This window comes from Pseudomonas nunensis, from assembly GCF_024296925.1.
GTDB classification, from domain to species: Bacteria; Pseudomonadota; Gammaproteobacteria; order Pseudomonadales; family Pseudomonadaceae; genus Aquipseudomonas; species Aquipseudomonas nunensis.
This window is the reverse complement of the sequence record NZ_CP101125.1, coordinates 2,633,434-2,649,434: the sequence shown is the minus strand read 5'-3', so window position 1 is coordinate 2,649,434 and position 16,001 is coordinate 2,633,434. Positions and strand designations below refer to the sequence as shown.

The window sequence follows — 16,001 nt, the reverse complement described above, 5'->3', positions numbered from 1 at the left end:
CTAAGGAAGCCAACACATGGGACTGTTTGATTACAAAAATGCCGGCGGTGCCGCCGGCAAGGCGTTGTACAGCGATGCCATCGCCCTGACGCTTTATGCCTACACGCCGACGGGCAAGCCATTGCCCGCTACCGCTTGGGCGCCGATTGGCGCGACGGCGCTGGGTTATCAAGGCAAGGTCAGTGCGCAAGGTTCGTTCTTTGGCGAGAAGGACGGCTTCACCAGCGCTGAAGCCGAAGTGCTCGGCAAGTACGACGCGGCCGGCAAGCTGATTGGCATCGGCGTGGCGTTTCGCGGCACCGGTGGCCTGGGCTACAGCGACACCTTCGGCGACATCAAGAACAACCTGCTGGCCGCCATCGGCCCGGTGGATTACGCGAAGAACTACGCGAAAAACGCCTTCGACACCTTGCTCAAGGACGTCGCCGCATTCGCCATCGCCCACGGTGTGGGTGCCAAGGACGTGTTGATCAGCGGCCATAGTCTCGGCGGCCTCGGCGTCAACAGCGTGGCAGAGTTGAGCGGCGACAACTGGGGCGGTTTCTTCAAGCAGGCCAACTACGTGGCCTTCGCTTCGCCAACCCAAAGCGTCTCCACCAACGTGCTCAACATCGGCTACGAAAACGATCCGGTGTTCCGCGCGCTGGATGGCACCACGTTCAGCACTGGTTCGGTGGGCAAGCACGATGGTTATCAGGCGTCGGCGACCAACAACATCGTCAACTTCAATGACCATTACGCCTCCACCGCGCAAAACCTGGTGCCGTTCAGCATCCTCAACCCGATGAGCTGGTCGGCGCATGGTTCGCTGGGTTACGCCGATGGCTTGAACCGGGTGATCGACTCGAAGTTCTACGACCTGACCAGCAAGGACTCGACGCTGATCGTTTCCAACCTGGCGGTCGATTCCCGGGGTAAAACCTGGGTCGAGGACCTCGGCCGCAGCGGCGAGCCGCACATCGGCAGCACCTTCATTATCGGCACCGACAGCAACGACTTGCTCAAGGGTGGCGCCGGCAATGACTTCATTGAGGGCAGGGACGGCAACGACCGCTTCCGCGATGACGGCGGCTACAACATCCTGCTCGGCGGCAAGGGCAGTAACACTTTCGAGCTGCAAAAGCCGTTGCAGAACTTCAGCTTTGCCAACGATGGCGACGGCACCCTGTATGTGCGCGACGCCTACGGCGGCATCAGCCTGACCCGCGACATTGGCGCGATAGTCAGCAAGGAGCCAGGCTCGTGGTTGGGCAGCAAGGACGTCAGTTACAACGTCACGGCCAACGGCTTGCTCAATGGCAGCGAGCTGACCCACTACAACCATTCGCTCAACGGTGATGCCTATGGCAACACCCTGGCGGCCACCGTCGATGGCGACTGGTTGTTCGGCAATGCCGGCGATGACCTGCTGCGCAGCGACAAGAGTCACGTCACCTTCGTCGGTGGCGCGGGCAATGACGTGATGCATGCCAATGGCGGCAACAACACCTTCCTGTTCAGCGGCGCCTTCGGTTTCGACGCGATCAATGGCTACCAGGGCAGCGACAAACTGGTGTTCATGGGCGTGCAGGGCGCAGGGCAGGGCTATGACTACAAGCAAAATGCGACCCAGTCCGGCCACGACACCGTGCTCAAGATTGGCGATTTTGCCGTGACCCTGGTCGGCGTCGGGTTGGATAACCTGTCCACCTCAAGTTTTACCTTTGCATAAGGGCGACATGCACTGAAATGCTCCGGAGCGCCTCATTCCCGAGGCGCTTTGGCTGTGAGCTATCTCTGACAATTCCAACAAAAGAGAGGCAATAGCAATGGGTGTTTACGATTACAAAAACTTCAGCACCGCAGAATCCAAGGCGTTGTTCAGCGACGCCATGGCCATCACGCTGTACTCCTATCACAACCTCGATAACGGCTTTGCGGCCGGTTATCAGCACAACGGCTTCGGCCTCGGGTTGCCGGCGACGCTGATCACCGCGCTGATCGGTGGCACCGATTCCCAGGGCGTCATTCCCGGCGTGCCGTGGAATCCGGATTCCGAAAAACTCGCACTGGACGCCGTGAAAAAGGCCGGCTGGACGCCGATCACCGCCTCGCAACTGGGCTATGACGGCAAGACCGACGCACGCGGAACCTTCTACGGCGAGAAGGCTGGCTACACCAGCGCGCAGGTCGAGATCCTCGGCAAATACGACGCCCAAGGTCATCTTACGGAGCTTGGCATCGCCTTTCGTGGCACCAGCGGCCCACGGGAAATCCTGATCGGCGACTCCATCGGCGACGCGATCAATGATCTGCTGGCCGCATTGGGGCCCAAGGATTATGCGAAGAACTACGCCGGTGAAGCCTTTGGCAAACTGTTCGGCAATCTGGCGGCGTTTGCCAGTGCCCATGGCCTGTCAGGCAAAGACGTGCTGGTCAGCGGCCACAGCCTCGGCGGCTTGGCGGTCAACAGCCTGGCGGATTTGAGCACGGACAAATGGTCGGGTTTCTACAAGGATTCGAACTACATCGCCTACGCCTCGCCAACCCAAAGCAGCACCGACAAAGTGTTGAACGTCGGCTACGAAAACGATCCGGTGTTCCGCGCTCTCGACGGCTCGACCTTCAACCTCGCGTCCGTGGGCGTGCATGACGGCGCCAAGGCCTCGACCACCGACAACATCGTCAGCTTCAACGATCACTACGCCTCGACCGCATGGAACGTGCTGCCGTTTTCCATCCTGAACATTCCGACCTGGATCTCCCACTTGCCGACCGCTTACGGCGATGGCATGAACCGGGTGATCGAGTCGAAGTTCTACGACCTCACCAGCAAAGACTCGACCATCATCGTCGCCAATCTTTCGGACCCGGCAAAGGCCAACACTTGGGTTCAGGACCTGAACCGCAACGCCGAAACCCACAAGGGCAGCACCTTCATCATCGGCAGCGACGGCAATGACCTGATCCAGGGCGGGAAGGGCAACGACTACCTCGAAGGCCGGGATGGCAACGACACCTTCCGCGACGGTGGCGGCTACAACATCGTGCTGGGCGGCAAGGGCAGCAACGTGCTGGATTTGCAGCAGTCGGTGAAAAACTTCGTGTTCGCCAATGACGGCGTCGGCAACCTCTACGTCAAGGATGCCAACGGCGGGATCAGCATCACCCGCGACATCGGCAACATCATCACCAAGGAACCGGCGTTCCTGTGGGGCGTGTTCAAGGACGACGTGACCCACAGCGTCACGGCGGATGGCCTGAAGGTCGGCAACAACCTGACCCAATACGCCTCGACGGTGAAGGGCGGCGCGGGTGCCGACACGCTCACGGCGCATGCCAGCGGCGACTGGCTGTTTGGCCTGGACGGCAACGACCATTTGATCGGCGGCAAGGGCAACGACGTGTTTGTTGGCGGCGCGGGCAATGACCTGATGGAGTCGGGAGGCGGGGTCAATACGTTCCTGTTCACTGGCGGGTTTGGTCAGGACAAGGTGATTGGCTATCAGGCCAGCGACAAACTGGTGTTTCTCGGCGTTCAAGGCGTGGCGCCGAACGATGATTACCGGGCGCATGCCACGGCGGTCGGGCATGACACGGTGCTGACGTTTGGCGGGGATTCGGTGACGTTGGTGGGGGTTGGGTTGGAGAGTTTGTCTGGCTCCGGCATCGTCATCGCCTGATAGGGACCCTTCGCGGGCAAGCCTTGCTCCTACAGGGCATCGCGGTCCCCTGTGGGAGCGGGCTTGCCCGCGAAAGCGGTATGTCAGGCAACATCATTATTGGCTGTCCGGCCACCTTCGCGAGCAGGCTCACTCCCACAGGGGGACCTTCGGTGGGCGCAGAATCTGTGTCCGGCACCAATCCCTGTGGGAGCGGGCTTGCTCGCGAAAGCGGTGTGTCAGGCAACATCATTTTGGCTGTCCGGCCACCTTCGCGAGCAGGCTCACTCCCACAGGGGGACCTTCGGTGGGCGCAGAATCTGTGTCCGGCACCAATCCCTGTGGGAGCGAGCTTGCTCGCGAAAGCGGTGTGTCAGGCAATATCATTTTGGCTGTCCGGCCACCTTCGCGAGCAGGCTCACTCCCACAGGGGGACCTTCGGTGGGCGCAGAATCTGTGTCCGGCACCAATCCCTGTGGGAGCGAGCTTGCTCGCGAAGAGGCCAGCCGATCCAACATCAAATCATGCGATCAAACCCGAGCCCGAATCTGCCGCCCCAACACATCCATCACATCACACCCGTCACGCAACAACATCGCCGCCGCATGCGCCAGTTGCTGCACATCAGCACCCTTGGCCTGGGTGATATCCAGACTGGCCAGACTCTCCATCATCTGCGTCCCCGCCAGAAACCGCGTCGCGGCGTTGCTGTGCAACACGTCCAATGGTGCTTGCGTGGCCACCAGCAACACCGGAATGTCGCACTCGTTGTGGGTCATCGGCATATGCGCATTCATGCCTCACCTCCCGTTTGCGCCGCGTGCATGCCGTCGATGGAGGCCTGCAACAATGAACTTGCGGTGCCGAGCATCTGTTTGCTGGCCCAGCGTAACGTCGCGATGTGTTCCGGGCGGGTGGCGTGAGGGGCTTGATGGGCGAGGGCTTCGGCGCAACTGAGGTAGACCGAGGCGTGTTCCAAGGCGTCGAGCAGGGGGATGCCGGGTTGGACGGCGAAGAGGTGATGGTCGACGTGATCGCAGGGGGCGAAGGAGGTGGATTTTGTGGTTGCTTGCGTCATAAGTGAGGTAACTCCTTTTGGTTCAAAAAGAGCTGCCACGAAATCGCCGTCAAACGAATTGGGTGGCAACTGTGCGCAGGTTGACGGACCGGTCCTCACTAACCCGGCGCATCCGAAGATGCCCCACGCACAGTCACCATATGCAATGAGCGGGCACAGAAGTGCACGAGCAGAGAAAGGCTATGCGCGTAGTAAGGAAGTCCAGGCCGTCAAACCCGATCACGAATGAGTCGTGACGGGCGTGAGGATAGGGAGTGAGGGCAGGGCAGTCAACCAAAGCAACGCCCGAAACAGCTGCTTCTCCTGTAGGCGTTTTCCAGGCCTGACCCCGATCCCGTAGGAGCTGCCGAAGGCTGCCATCTTTTGATGATCCTGCCTTTAAAAATCAGAGATCAAAAGATCGCAGCCTTCGGCAACTCCTACCAAACTTATGGGCGGGCCGTTAAATAAGTGCGTTTCTTTTTCTCTCTTTATTTAGCTCCAGAACTGAAAGAAATCGAGATATGACCAATCTCTGGAGATGATATCAATAGTTGATATTTGTCTTCCGGAGGGTGCGGAAAAGTCGACCCATTTATGACCGTTTGACGGGTCTGCAGGTAAGTCTCGCTGGTCGATCCTGCCTGCCCCATCCAAGAAAATTACTTCGGCTGCTTTGAGTTGGTAGGTATAGGCAAATCTTACCCGAGAACAGTTTGATTTGAGACTCAGTCTGATTTGTTGTTGGCCGGTTTCGGTTCCGTTATTTGTGACGATTGCAGGGCCGTTGAGCATTCCTGGAACTGGGGTTGAGAATGTATGAATACCAGAGGTGCCGGCGCCGCTAATTAAGGTTATGGTCATACTATCAAGAGAAATACTCTGCCCGGCAGAGATACTGCGAGTTGGTTGAGCGTTAAAATTTTCTTCCCAAAATATGGGAACCGATTTGACGGTATAATCCCGTACCCGAAACCTAACCGCCGTTGCCTCATTCGCCACCCCATCAAAATTCACCGCCGCAAACACAGTGATCTGCGTGCCATTCCCCAACTGGCCCAGAAACGCCCGCGTCACGTCACCGCTCTGGTCACCGGTGGTACCAATGGCCGTCCCTTGATGGATTCGCAGCGTTACCAGGGCGCCACTGCTAGTTGTGCCTTCGCACCGCAGCCAAAACGGTTGTCCGACGGCAATCCCCAGCCAAGCCTGGAGCAGTGCGCTGGTGTCGCCCGTGAAACTGGTCAGATCCAGGGTTACGCCATCGGTCACGGCAGTAATGGTTGGCGTCGGCAACCGTGTATCCCCATCCACAATCCGGTTCACCGTCAGTGCCAACACCGGCGATTCCGCCACTTTCGCTCCATTACGAATCAACTCCCATTTCAACTCAATGTTCTTACCCTGCCGCGCCGCCAGGAACGCCGGGCTCAAGTTGAAGTTGGCGCGATGATTGGCGTTCAGTACCGGACTTGGAAAGGCCGGGGTGTCGGGCAGGGGACTGACCTCGACCAGATGCGCCTTGTCACCACTCTCGGCGGTCAGGTGTTCGACCCGCACCGTCACACCATCCGGATACGCCAGCACGTCAATCGGGTTGGTAGCCCCCACCAGAAACGGCGGTCTCAACTCGACGGCACCGCCGCCGATAACTCGGGCGGTCGCGATGCGGGAAGTGGCTATCACCACATTGTTGCGAACCAACTCATACCGGGCCCGCACCACGCTGTTGGGCAACACCTTGGCGTTATCCACCATCAGTTTGTAGGTGAAGGGCACACGGGTAACGTCGGCGGTGATCAGTTGATCCGCCACCGGACCGGTGGGCGGTGTGGCGGTGTAGGCCACGCGAATACGATCGTTGACCTGCCACACCGGTGCAAAGGTTTGCACCGATACCGTCAGGTCTTTTGTCCCTAGTTTGATCAGGTCAATGGTCGCCGGGTCATCGCTCGGGTCATCCGGGTCTTCGGCCAGGTCCGGGGCCACGAGTTGGCGTCCGGCCAAATCCACATCCACCACCTGTGACGCCGACCACGGCGCGTCGGGATCAGGACCATTCCCACACTGGTCGGTGAGGGTGTAGGAAATGTTGAATTGGGGGTGATCGCCGCCTGCGGCCAGGTCCGCGCGCGTCACGGTAAAGCACACCTTCACCGGCGTGGCCGAACCCGGCAGTGGTGCCTCCAGCGGGGTGACGGTGTGGTAGACATCATGCCCGTTGAGGTTCAGGCGAATCCGATCGTAGGCGCGGCAAAACGGGTAGGAAACGCAGACCGGCACACCGGCCACCGGGAAGTCCGGGCCGACGCCGTTCTTGATCTCATCCGGCAGCAACAACTCCAGCTCGGAGTGGCCATCGTTTTCACCTGGGCCGGGAGCGCGGTCCTGATTGCCGGGGCGGATGAGGTTGTAGAGCAACTCCAGCGGCGGCTCCGAGGTACCTCGGTTCTGGCTGCCGCGCACCACGGAGTAGGAGAGCTTATGGAGGGTGTCCTGCTTCAACATATTCTTGGGGATGTAGAGCGCGACGGTGTCGGAGTCGGACTGCGTCTGCCTGCTGTCGATGCCGTTGTACTCGTCCAGGTTGAGGAACACCGTGTCGCCCGCTTCCTGATCCGGATAAGGATTGACCTCCACTTTGGCGCCCATTGGCTCCAGGTCATAAATGCGCTTTGGCACGCCGTAATGAGCACCGATTACCGGTGTGGTGGCGCCGGGCATTCTGGGCGGGTAGAGCACCAGGACGGTGTCATCGGAAGAGGGGGTGGTTGGCATGATGTGGACTCCTTGCGCAATCAGAGAAGGGCTGGAGTGATCAAACCTCGGCTGGAGGGGGTTAGCTACTGTCAGAAATTACAGGTTGGAGATGTTTTCGGATCAGTGGTCAGCCGGGCAGACGATGGACGTTGGTGGGGGAAAGTTTGTCTGGCTCCGGGATCGTCATCGCCTGATAGGGACCCTTCGCGGGCAAGCCTCGCTCCTACAAGGAATCGCGTCGGTCGCATATTTTGTGCACGACGCAGATCCCCTGTGGGAGCAAGGCTTGCCCGCGAATAACGATAACGCGATAAACCTGCCTGCCACCGTGACTCATCGGCCATTCCTGGACTCAAACACCTGCACCAACAGGAATCGGCACTAAAGCATCCGCCCACTGCTGCGTTATGTCTAAACGCACAGCGGTATGCCGCCATTGAGTACAGGAGATTCAGCAACGTGAGTAACAGCAAGGGGTATGTCTTGGGGTTGGCTTTGGCCGTGTTATCGGCGAACGCCGCTGCAGAACTGCCTCACAGCTCGATTTTGAGCCGTTATGGCCTGACGCCAGATGAGTTGCCGAAACCGGCAGCGATCCAAACCAAAGAACCTGTCGAAGCGAAAAGCCGCTTTCATATCGAGCCGGAGCAGCCTTGGGCGACGATCCGGATCGGTGACGGGAACAAGCCGCCAGTGACCGGCAATATCAGCATCGATAATTCGGTGCAGCAGGAATATGACCGGTGCCAGAAGCTGCGGGCGGAGATGATCAAGCGCGGTGATCGCTATGTTGTCTGCGATACCAGTGTTCCGGGGATGCCTTGATTTTTGTGCTGATTTGACGGGCCTCTTCGCAGGCAAGCCTCGCTCCTACAGTGGACCGCACCGGTCACACATTTTGTGCACGACGCCGATCCAATGTAGGAGCGAGGCTTGCCCGCGAAGAACGATAACGCGGTCTCAGTCCTCTTTACGAACCGTCGCCACATCATTGGCATTGACCTTCACTTTCGCCCCGGAGATATCTTCGAATTCATAGAACCCGTCCTTGGTCTTGGTTTTCGGCATGTCCTTGGTCAAATACTGGGTGCCGTTCTGCAGGGTCACCACGGTTGGCGTGGAGCAACCGGCCAAGGCCAGAAAGGCTGCAACGGCCAGGGGCAGGCCCAGGGTCTTGATATTCATAACACCTCCATGATGCTCAAAAAATCAGTGTGACGGTTTCTGTCATCACTGTCGCTCTATGGCGGTTGGTGCCGTGGATCGGCAGAAAGTTCGATGGTCACCTGAAAAATCCACGATTAGCCGCGCCGCCAGATGTCAGTCATCTAAACCGTAAGGCACCCTGTAGCAGCTGTCGAAACCTGCGCACGGCTCGTAGGAGGCTACGTTCGCTCGTAGCAGCTGTCGAGGCACGAGGCTGCGTTCGGCGGCGAAGCCGTCGTGAAATCAGGCTATGTGGTGTTTCAGGCAGACCGCGTGGTCAGGTTTGGCGACTGCTTCGCAGCCGAACGCAGCCTCGTACCTCGACAGCTGCTACGAGCGAACGCAGCCTCGTGCCTCGACAGCTGCTACGAGCGAACGCAGCCTCGTGCCTCGACAGCTGCTACGAGCGAACTCAGCCTCGTGCCTCGACAGCTGCTACGAGCGAACGCAGCCTCGTACCTCGACAGCTGCTACAAAGCCGGCGGCAGTTGATGTTTTAACCGCGCCGCCCATCCTTTTCCGATTGCCTCGCACCGGCTGTAGCTGGTATCTGTACGCATAACCAGTACTCGCTCGCCATGGCCCTTTTTCCTGTGACTGCAAATCCGCTCGACGATCCGTTCTATTACTTGAACAACTTCATGCAAGTGCTTGATTGGCTTGAGCATCGCTATGCCGATGTGTTGAGCCCGCAAGAGCAGCATTTCATGGCGGAGTTCAACCGGTTGCCGCGTGAATCCCGGGCATTGCTGGTGCGGATGGTGATGCGCAAGGGCCTGCATTTTCGGGCCGGCAAGTTGCATTACGTCGAGATCGGCGATATCGCCAACGCTGCCGCTCCGCTGTTGGAACTGGGCTGGATCGATGAGCAATCGCCACTGTTTATAGAGGACGTGTTCGACGTATTGCTCAAGGCCGAGATTCTGCAATGCCTGGGCCATGCCATCGACCAGCCCAAGGGCAAAAAGACCGATTGGCTGCAGCTGTTGAGCGAGCAGTTTCCCGAGTCCCGCAGCTTCCAGCAGTGGTGCCCGACACTGGATGACCGCTTGTTCAGCCTGACCATCATGGGTTTGTGCGACCGGTTGCGGCTGATGTTCTTCGGCAATCTTTACCAGGACTGGTCGGAGTTCGTGTTGGCTGACCTCGGCATCTACACCTATGAAAAAGTCGAGTTCTGCGCCGAATCCCGAGGCTTGCGCAGCCGTGAAGACGTGGACGCCTGCGTGTTCCTGCACGAGTGTCAGCAGCGGTTCGAGGCCGGTGAAGCGGTGGCGGAGGTTGTCGAGCAGATCAACGCATTGGTGCTGAACAATCCCTGGTTGCAACGGCGTCGGGGCAAGTTGTTGTTCCAGATCGGTCAGTACTGCGAACGTATCGCCGATTTCGCCAATGCCCTGGGCATCTACCGTGAATGCGCCTATCCCGGCGCGCGATTGCGGCTGATCCGGGTGCTGGAACGTTGCGGTGAATACGCGTTGGCGCTGGATCTGGCGTCTTTCGCCGAGCAGTCACCAGAAAGCGCCACCGAACAGCAGAAGTTGTTGCGAGTGCTGCCAAGGCTGCGGCGCAAACTGGGCGGGCCGCCAATGAAGCGCGCAGCCCCTCGGGCCATGGAACGCCTGGACTTGCAACTGCCCCGCACCGATCTGGCGCTGTCGGTGGAGTATTACGTGCAGGCGCACCTGGCTGAAGATGCGGCGCCGGTGCACTACGTCGAGAACAGCCTGATCAATTCGCTGTTCGGCTTGCTCTGCTGGCCGGCGATTTTCGCGCCGTTGCCGGGGGCGTTTTTCCACCCGTTCCAGCGCGGGCCGGTGGATTTACATAATGAAGACTTCCACCAGCGACGCGCCGAGTTGTTCCAGGCCTGCCTCGCCGAACTGAATGACGGGCGCTATCGCCAGACCATCCGCGAGCGTTACCTGGCCAAGTGGGGCGTGCAGTCGCCGTTCGTGTTCTGGGGCGCGTTGAGCGAAGAACTGCTCGATCAGGCGCTGGACTGCCTGCCGGCCGAACACCTCAAACACTGGTTCAATCGCCTGTTGCTCGACATCAAGGCCAATCGAGCCGGCATGCCGGACCTGATCCAGTTCTGGCCGCAGGACAAGACCTACCGCATGATCGAAGTCAAAGGCCCCGGCGACCGCCTGCAAGACAATCAACTGCGCTGGCTGGAGTTCTGCCACGAACACCAGATGCCGATTGCTGTCTGCTATGTGCAATGGGCGGAGCAGAGCGCTTGAGCTACAGCATCGCGGTGCGGGCGTTGTGTGAATTCACCGCCAAGGTCGGCGACCTGGACCTGCGCTTTACCCCGTCACCCACCGCACTGGAAGGCATCGTCGGCCATCGCACCGTTGCCTCGCGCCGCAACGACAGCTACCAGAGCGAAGTGGCACTGGAAGGCTTGTATCAATCATTGAAAGTCAGGGGCAGGGCGGACGGCTACGACCCGACGCAAAACTGCCTGGAAGAAGTCAAAACCTATCGCGGCGACCTGAGCAAACAACCGGCCAACCACCGCCAGTTGCACTGGGCCCAGGCCAAAGTCTACGGCTGGCTGATGTGCCAGAAGCTGCAACTGGCCGAGATCAACCTCGCGCTGGTGTATTTCGACATCGTCAGCGAAAAGGAAACCTGTCTGGTCGAGGCGTTCAGCGCCGCTGAACTGGAGGCGTTCTTCGAACATCATTGCCAGATGTTCCTGCATTGGGCCGAGCAGGAAATGGCTCACCGCGACGCCCGCAATCAGGCGGCTCAAGCATTGAAGTTTCCGCATGCCGGGTTTCGTCCGGGGCAACGACACCTGGCCGAATCCGTGTTCAAAGCGGTCAGCACCGGTCGTTGCCTGATGGCGCAAGCGCCGACGGGGATCGGCAAGACCGTCGGCACGTTGTTCCCGATGCTCAAGGCGCTGGCGCCGCAGCAACTGGACAAGGTGTTCTTCCTCACGGCAAAAACCCCGGGACGCAAACTGGCGCTGGACGCGGCGCAGGTGATCCTCGACAGCGCCGATGCGCCGCCGTTGCGGGTTCTGGAAATGATCGCCCGGGACAAGGCTTGCGAACATCCGGACAAGGCTTGCCACGGCGAATCCTGCCCGTTGGCCCAAGGCTTCTACGACCGCTTACCCGCCGCGCGCCAGGCCGCCAGCCAATTGAGCCTGTTGAACCAGAGCGCGTTGCGTGACGTCGCCCTGGCACACAACGTTTGCCCGTATTACCTGAGCCAGGAAATGGCGCGCTGGGCGGACGTGGTGGTCGCGGACTACAACTATTACTTCGACTTCAGCGCCTTGTTGTTTGGTCTGGCCCAGGCCAACAACTGGCGGGTCGCGGTGTTGGTAGACGAAGCCCACAATCTGGTGGAGCGCGGCCGGCAGATGTATAGCGCCAGCCTCGATCAGGCGACCCTCAACGCCGTGCGCAAAACCGCGCCCGAGCCGCTGAAGAAATCCTTGCAGCGGGTCAATCGTGAGTGGAACGCGTTGCATGACCTGCAACTCAGCCCCTATCAAGCCTATGACAAGGCCCCGGAAAAACTGCTCCAGGCCTTGTCATCGTGCAGCGCGAGCATTGGCGACTACCTCAACGATCACCCGCAAGGGCTGGACAGCGCCTTACAGAATTTCTACTTCGAGATGTTGCAGTTTGGCCGGGTGGCCGAGCTGTTCGATGAGCAATTCCTGTTCGACATCAGCAAGCGCGACCTCGAGCGCAAACGCAACTTGTCGCAGTTGTGCCTGCGCAACGTGGTGCCCGCCGGGTTCATCCGCCCACGCCTGACGGCGGCGCGCAGTACCGTGCTGTTTTCCGCGACCTTGAGCCCCCGGCATTACTACGCCGATCTGTTGGGCACCCCGGCGAATACGGTGTGGATCGATGTGGAATCGCCGTTTCACGCGGATCAGTTGCAGGTCAGCATTGTCAGCCAGATCTCGACCCGGTTCGTGCACCGCCAAGCGTCCCTTGAGCCGATTGTCGAGCTGATTGCCCGGCAGTTCACAGAGCGTCCCGGCAACTACCTGGCCTTTTTCAGCAGCTTCGACTATTTGCAGCAAGTCGCGCAGTTGCTGGCCGAGCGGCATCCGCACATCACGTTGTGGTCGCAATCGCGGGGCATGGCCGAACGGCAGCGCCAGGACTTTCTCGACCAATTCACCGCCCACAGTCAGGGCGTTGGCTTCGCCGTGCTGGGCGGAGCATTCGGCGAAGGCATCGACTTGCCCGGCGCGCGGCTGATCGGCGCCTTCATTGCGACCCTGGGGCTGGCACAACTGAACCCGGTCAACGAGCAAATGAAACACCGCATGGCGGCTATCTTCGGCGCCGGTTATGACTACACCTACCTGTATCCCGGCGTGCAGAAAGTGGTGCAGGCCGCCGGGCGGGTGATCCGCACTCAGCAGGATCAAGGCGTGGTGATGCTAATCGATGACCGGTTTGGCGACAGCAAGGTCAAGCAATTGCTACCGAGCTGGTGGTCTGTTCGCTCAGCATCCGCAGCCATTCAGAGGCAAAGCGATGACAGTCGCCTGGCCAGCGAGCGGTGAGCAACTGCCGGTCGCGGACCACAAAACCGTGTTGTGGCTTGTCCGCCGAATCACGTTTGGACACCCACGGACCACGCTGGAAATCCGCAGGTTTGCCCAGGGCGGCCCGCACTTCGGCTTCGACGGTCTGCCGGTAAGTCCGGTAGTAGCGTCCCAGCCACAACGCGGTAAGGATCCAGGCCGGCAGCTCCATCGTGCTGGCCACCAGCGCCGTGACTTTGTACCCATCGATGACCGGGCGCCCGGTGTCAGGGTCAAGGGTACGGGCCAGCAGCAGTACGCCATGGCAAATCGCGGCGACAGGTTTGGCGATCTTGAAAAAGTGCCGGGCAATACGCCGGGCCTGCCCGGATTCCAACAGGCTGCGCATGCCTTGGGCGTGACCGCCGGGAATCAGCAGCCCGCTGAATTGCGCAGGGTCGACATCGGCGTAGGCCAATGGCTGGAGGAACGTCTCGTCTTCGATCATTCGGGCGTAGCTGATGAGGTCGGATTTACGCGTCATCAGGAGCGGGTTCAACAGGCCGAAACCGGTGTCCACCAGTCGTGGATCAGCGTAGGCGGGCAAGCCTTCGGGCGTTGCGAAACGCACCTCGATCCCGGCCTGGCGCATGGCCTGCCAAGGCACACTGCTTTCAGTCGGATCGTAATCGCGGGTCGGCAACAGAATCAGAATCATCGAGGGCAGTTTCCTTGGCCGGACGCGGTAGGTGGCATCGAGAATAGGTGTTCTGTTACCGACGCTCCACTACAACATTGCGAGGCCTGGGTATTACGGCTGTCCTATCCTTTGGTTTGTCGCATACTCCACAGAACAATAACGTCGGGAGGGATCAATGAGCGGTGATCGGACAAAAACCAAGGCTATCGAGGACAGCCGATTTCGTCAGCTGATCGATTCCGTGGTGGATTATGCGATCTACATGATCGATCCCGATGGCATCATTACCAGCTGGAATGCCGGTGCCCGGCGTTTCAAGGGCTATGAAGAGGCGGAGATTCTCGGCCAGCATTTTTCGCGCTTCTATACCGAGGCCGATCGTCTGGCCGGTCTGCCCCAGCGCGCGCTGGAGACGGCGAGGACGGAAGGGCGTTTCGAGGGTGAAGGCTGGCGGGTGCGCAAGGACGGCACGCTGTTCTGGTCGCATGTGGTGATCGATCCGATTATCGACCCGTCGGGCACGCTAGTGGGTTTCGCCAAGATCACCCGAGACCTGACCGACCGCAAAATGGCCGAAGAAACCCTCAAGCAAAGCGAGCAACAGTTTCGTTTGCTGGTTCAGAGCGTCACCGACTACGCGATCTACATGCTTTCCCCGGATGGATACCTGACCAACTGGAACCTTGGCGCCCAGCGCATCAAGGGTTACCGGCCGGAAGAAGTCATCGGCAAGCATTTTTCGATGTTCTACACCCCCGCAGACCGAGACGCCGGCGAGCCGCAACGAGCGCTGGCGACAGCTACGCGGGAAGGTCGCTTCGAAAACAAGGCCTGGCGCCTGCGCAAGGACGGGACACAGTTCTTCGCCCATGTCGTGGTGGACCCGATTTGGGGCGAGACGGGGACGTTGCTCGGTTTCGCCAAGATCACCCGCGATATCACCGAAGTGACGCAAGCCCAGCAGGCCCTTGAGCAAACCCGCGAAGCGCTGTTCCAGGCGCAAAAGATGCAGGCCATTGGCCAACTCAGTGGCGGGATTGCCCACGACTTCAACAACCTGCTGACGGTGATCCTCGGTAATCTGGAAATCGTGCGTAAACGCGTGTCGGACGATCCGAAAATCTTGCGCTTGCTGGATAACGCCACGCAGGGAGCCTTGCGTGGCGTGTCTCTGACCCAGCGCATGCTGGCCTTCGCCCGGCGCCAGGAACTCAAGACCGAATCGGTCGAAATCCCGGCGCTGATTCAAGGGATCACCGGCCTGCTACGCAGCTCCCTGGGGCCGGCAGTGAATCTCGAAACCTGCTTCGCGCCCGACCTTGAACCTGCTGCGGCCGACCTCAATCAACTTGAACTGGCGGTGCTGAATCTGGCGACCAACGCCCGTGATGCCATGCCCGACGGCGGCAAAATTGTCATCAGTGCCCGCAACGAACAGGTCAGCGATCCGGCCCGGTCATCCTTACCGGTCGGTCGGTATGTGTGCCTGAGTGTCGCCGATACCGGGGAGGGCATGGATCAGACTACGCTGGCGTCGGCGACGGATCCTTTTTTCACCACCAAAGGCGTGGGCAAAGGCACCGGGCTGGGATTGTCGATGGTTCACGGCTTTATCGCGCAGTTGGGCGGAAGGTTCATTCTCAAGAGCCAGAAGGGCGCTGGAACGACCGCCGAACTCTGGTTGCCCGTCGCAACCCCCGGCGCAGTGCGAGCACCTGTTATCGAGACGCCGGCCATGTCGACCATACCGGGGCTCAGTGTGCTGGTCGTGGATGACGACAGCCTGGTACTGACCAGCACCAGTTTGCTGCTTGAGGATCTCGGGCATCGGGTGATCAGTGCGGCATCCGGTGCGCAGGCGCTGCAAGCGTTCGACAGCGGCCAAAACATTGATCTGGTCATCACCGACATGGCCATGCCGCAAATGAATGGCGCGCAGCTGGCACAGGCCATTCGGGCACAGAAACCGGACCTGCCGATTATCCTGGCCACCGGTTACGCCGACCGCCTGGAAGGCTTCGTGACTGAACTACCGCGCTTGTCCAAACCGTTTACCCAACTGCATTTGGTCGAGATCATTGCGCAGGCGATGAAATGACAACGAGGAAATCGGGCTGAACT

The 16,001-nt window shown here is 59.8% G+C and carries 11 protein-coding genes and 1 pseudogene; 7 read left to right on the top strand and 5 right to left on the bottom strand.

Annotated features, from left to right (window positions below; genetic code table 11):
* Positions 1-16: 16 nt before the first annotated feature.
* The 3 genes and pseudogenes from NK667_RS11340 to NK667_RS32935 all read left to right on the top strand — a co-directional run.
* A complete protein-coding gene (locus NK667_RS11340) occupies positions 17-1,711 on the top strand; it encodes a polyurethane esterase (protein ID WP_054614771.1) in 1,695 nt (564 codons plus the stop codon).
* 97 nt (positions 1,712-1,808) lie between these two features.
* Positions 1,809-3,662 (top strand): polyurethane esterase, encoded by a 1,854-nt coding sequence (locus NK667_RS11335; RefSeq protein WP_054614770.1) that lies wholly within the window; start codon positions 1,809-1,811, stop codon positions 3,660-3,662.
* Between the two features lie 41 nt (positions 3,663-3,703).
* A pseudogene (locus NK667_RS32935) lies at positions 3,704-4,074 on the top strand (hypothetical protein); the annotation flags it as partial.
* 97 nt (positions 4,075-4,171) lie between these two features.
* Here NK667_RS32935 and NK667_RS11330 read toward each other — a convergent pair.
* The 3 genes from NK667_RS11330 to NK667_RS11320 all read right to left on the bottom strand — a co-directional run bounded on the left by NK667_RS11330 (position 4,172) and on the right by NK667_RS11320 (position 7,476).
* Positions 4,172-4,438, bottom strand: coding sequence for a hypothetical protein (locus tag NK667_RS11330; RefSeq protein ID WP_054614769.1), 267 nt, complete (start codon positions 4,436-4,438; stop codon positions 4,172-4,174).
* The gene (locus NK667_RS11325; protein WP_054614768.1) at positions 4,435-4,719 is read right to left on the bottom strand and encodes a DUF3077 domain-containing protein; all 285 of its coding nucleotides are present in this window, start codon (positions 4,717-4,719) and stop codon (positions 4,435-4,437) included. The genes NK667_RS11330 and NK667_RS11325 overlap by 4 nt, the downstream gene beginning before the upstream one ends.
* A gap of 474 nt (positions 4,720-5,193) precedes the next feature.
* Positions 5,194-7,476 (bottom strand): hypothetical protein, encoded by a 2,283-nt coding sequence (locus NK667_RS11320; protein WP_054614767.1) that lies wholly within the window; start codon positions 7,474-7,476, stop codon positions 5,194-5,196.
* Positions 7,477-7,917: 441 nt separating this feature from the next.
* Here NK667_RS11320 and NK667_RS11315 point away from each other — a divergent pair, with 441 nt between their 5' ends.
* Positions 7,918-8,283, top strand: coding sequence for a hypothetical protein (locus NK667_RS11315; protein WP_054614765.1), 366 nt, complete (start codon positions 7,918-7,920; stop codon positions 8,281-8,283).
* A 135-nt stretch (positions 8,284-8,418) separates the two neighbouring features.
* Here NK667_RS11315 and NK667_RS11310 read toward each other — a convergent pair whose 3' ends face one another.
* Positions 8,419-8,643 (bottom strand): YgdI/YgdR family lipoprotein, encoded by a 225-nt coding sequence (locus NK667_RS11310; protein ID WP_054046026.1) that lies wholly within the window; start codon positions 8,641-8,643, stop codon positions 8,419-8,421.
* A gap of 599 nt (positions 8,644-9,242) precedes the next feature.
* On the opposite strand from NK667_RS11310, the gene NK667_RS11305 reads away from it, so the two are divergent.
* Positions 9,243-10,910: a VRR-NUC domain-containing protein gene (locus NK667_RS11305; RefSeq protein WP_054614764.1), complete on the top strand. Its 1,668-nt coding sequence runs from the start codon at positions 9,243-9,245 to the stop codon at positions 10,908-10,910.
* Positions 10,907-13,219 carry an ATP-dependent DNA helicase gene (locus tag NK667_RS11300; RefSeq protein WP_054616250.1) on the top strand — a complete coding sequence of 771 codons (2,313 nt, stop codon included), beginning with the start codon at positions 10,907-10,909 and terminating at the stop codon, positions 13,217-13,219. The genes NK667_RS11305 and NK667_RS11300 overlap by 4 nt, the downstream gene beginning before the upstream one ends.
* On the opposite strand, the gene NK667_RS11295 is transcribed toward NK667_RS11300, so the two are convergent.
* Complete coding sequence (locus tag NK667_RS11295) at positions 13,125-13,898, bottom strand: type 1 glutamine amidotransferase domain-containing protein (protein WP_054614763.1); 774 nt, start codon at positions 13,896-13,898, stop codon at positions 13,125-13,127. The two genes, NK667_RS11300 and NK667_RS11295, sit on opposite strands and share 95 nt — an antisense overlap.
* A 157-nt stretch (positions 13,899-14,055) precedes the next feature.
* On the opposite strand from NK667_RS11295, the gene NK667_RS11290 reads away from it, so the two are divergent.
* Positions 14,056-15,978, top strand: a complete 1,923-nt coding sequence (locus NK667_RS11290) for a hybrid sensor histidine kinase/response regulator (protein ID WP_054614762.1) — start codon at positions 14,056-14,058, stop codon at positions 15,976-15,978.
* Positions 15,979-16,001: the final 23 nt, after the last annotated feature.

Bases quoted from the DNA above. Each gene is read 5' to 3' on its own strand.
- NK667_RS11340 (WP_054614771.1), top strand. From the start codon at position 17: ATGGGACTGTTTGATTACAAAAATGCCGGCGGTGCCGCCGGCAAGGCG.
- NK667_RS11295 (WP_054614763.1), bottom strand. From the start codon at position 13,898: ATGATTCTGATTCTGTTGCCGACCCGCGATTACGATCCGACTGAAAGC.
- NK667_RS11290 (WP_054614762.1), top strand. From the start codon at position 14,056: ATGAGCGGTGATCGGACAAAAACCAAGGCTATCGAGGACAGCCGATTT.
- NK667_RS11335 (WP_054614770.1), top strand. From the start codon at position 1,809: ATGGGTGTTTACGATTACAAAAACTTCAGCACCGCAGAATCCAAGGCG.
- NK667_RS11305 (WP_054614764.1), top strand. From the start codon at position 9,243: ATGGCCCTTTTTCCTGTGACTGCAAATCCGCTCGACGATCCGTTCTAT.
- NK667_RS11330 (WP_054614769.1), bottom strand. From the start codon at position 4,438: ATGAATGCGCATATGCCGATGACCCACAACGAGTGCGACATTCCGGTG.
- NK667_RS11320 (WP_054614767.1), bottom strand. From the start codon at position 7,476: ATGCCAACCACCCCCTCTTCCGATGACACCGTCCTGGTGCTCTACCCG.
- NK667_RS11325 (WP_054614768.1), bottom strand. From the start codon at position 4,719: ATGACGCAAGCAACCACAAAATCCACCTCCTTCGCCCCCTGCGATCAC.
- NK667_RS11310 (WP_054046026.1), bottom strand. From the start codon at position 8,643: ATGAATATCAAGACCCTGGGCCTGCCCCTGGCCGTTGCAGCCTTTCTG.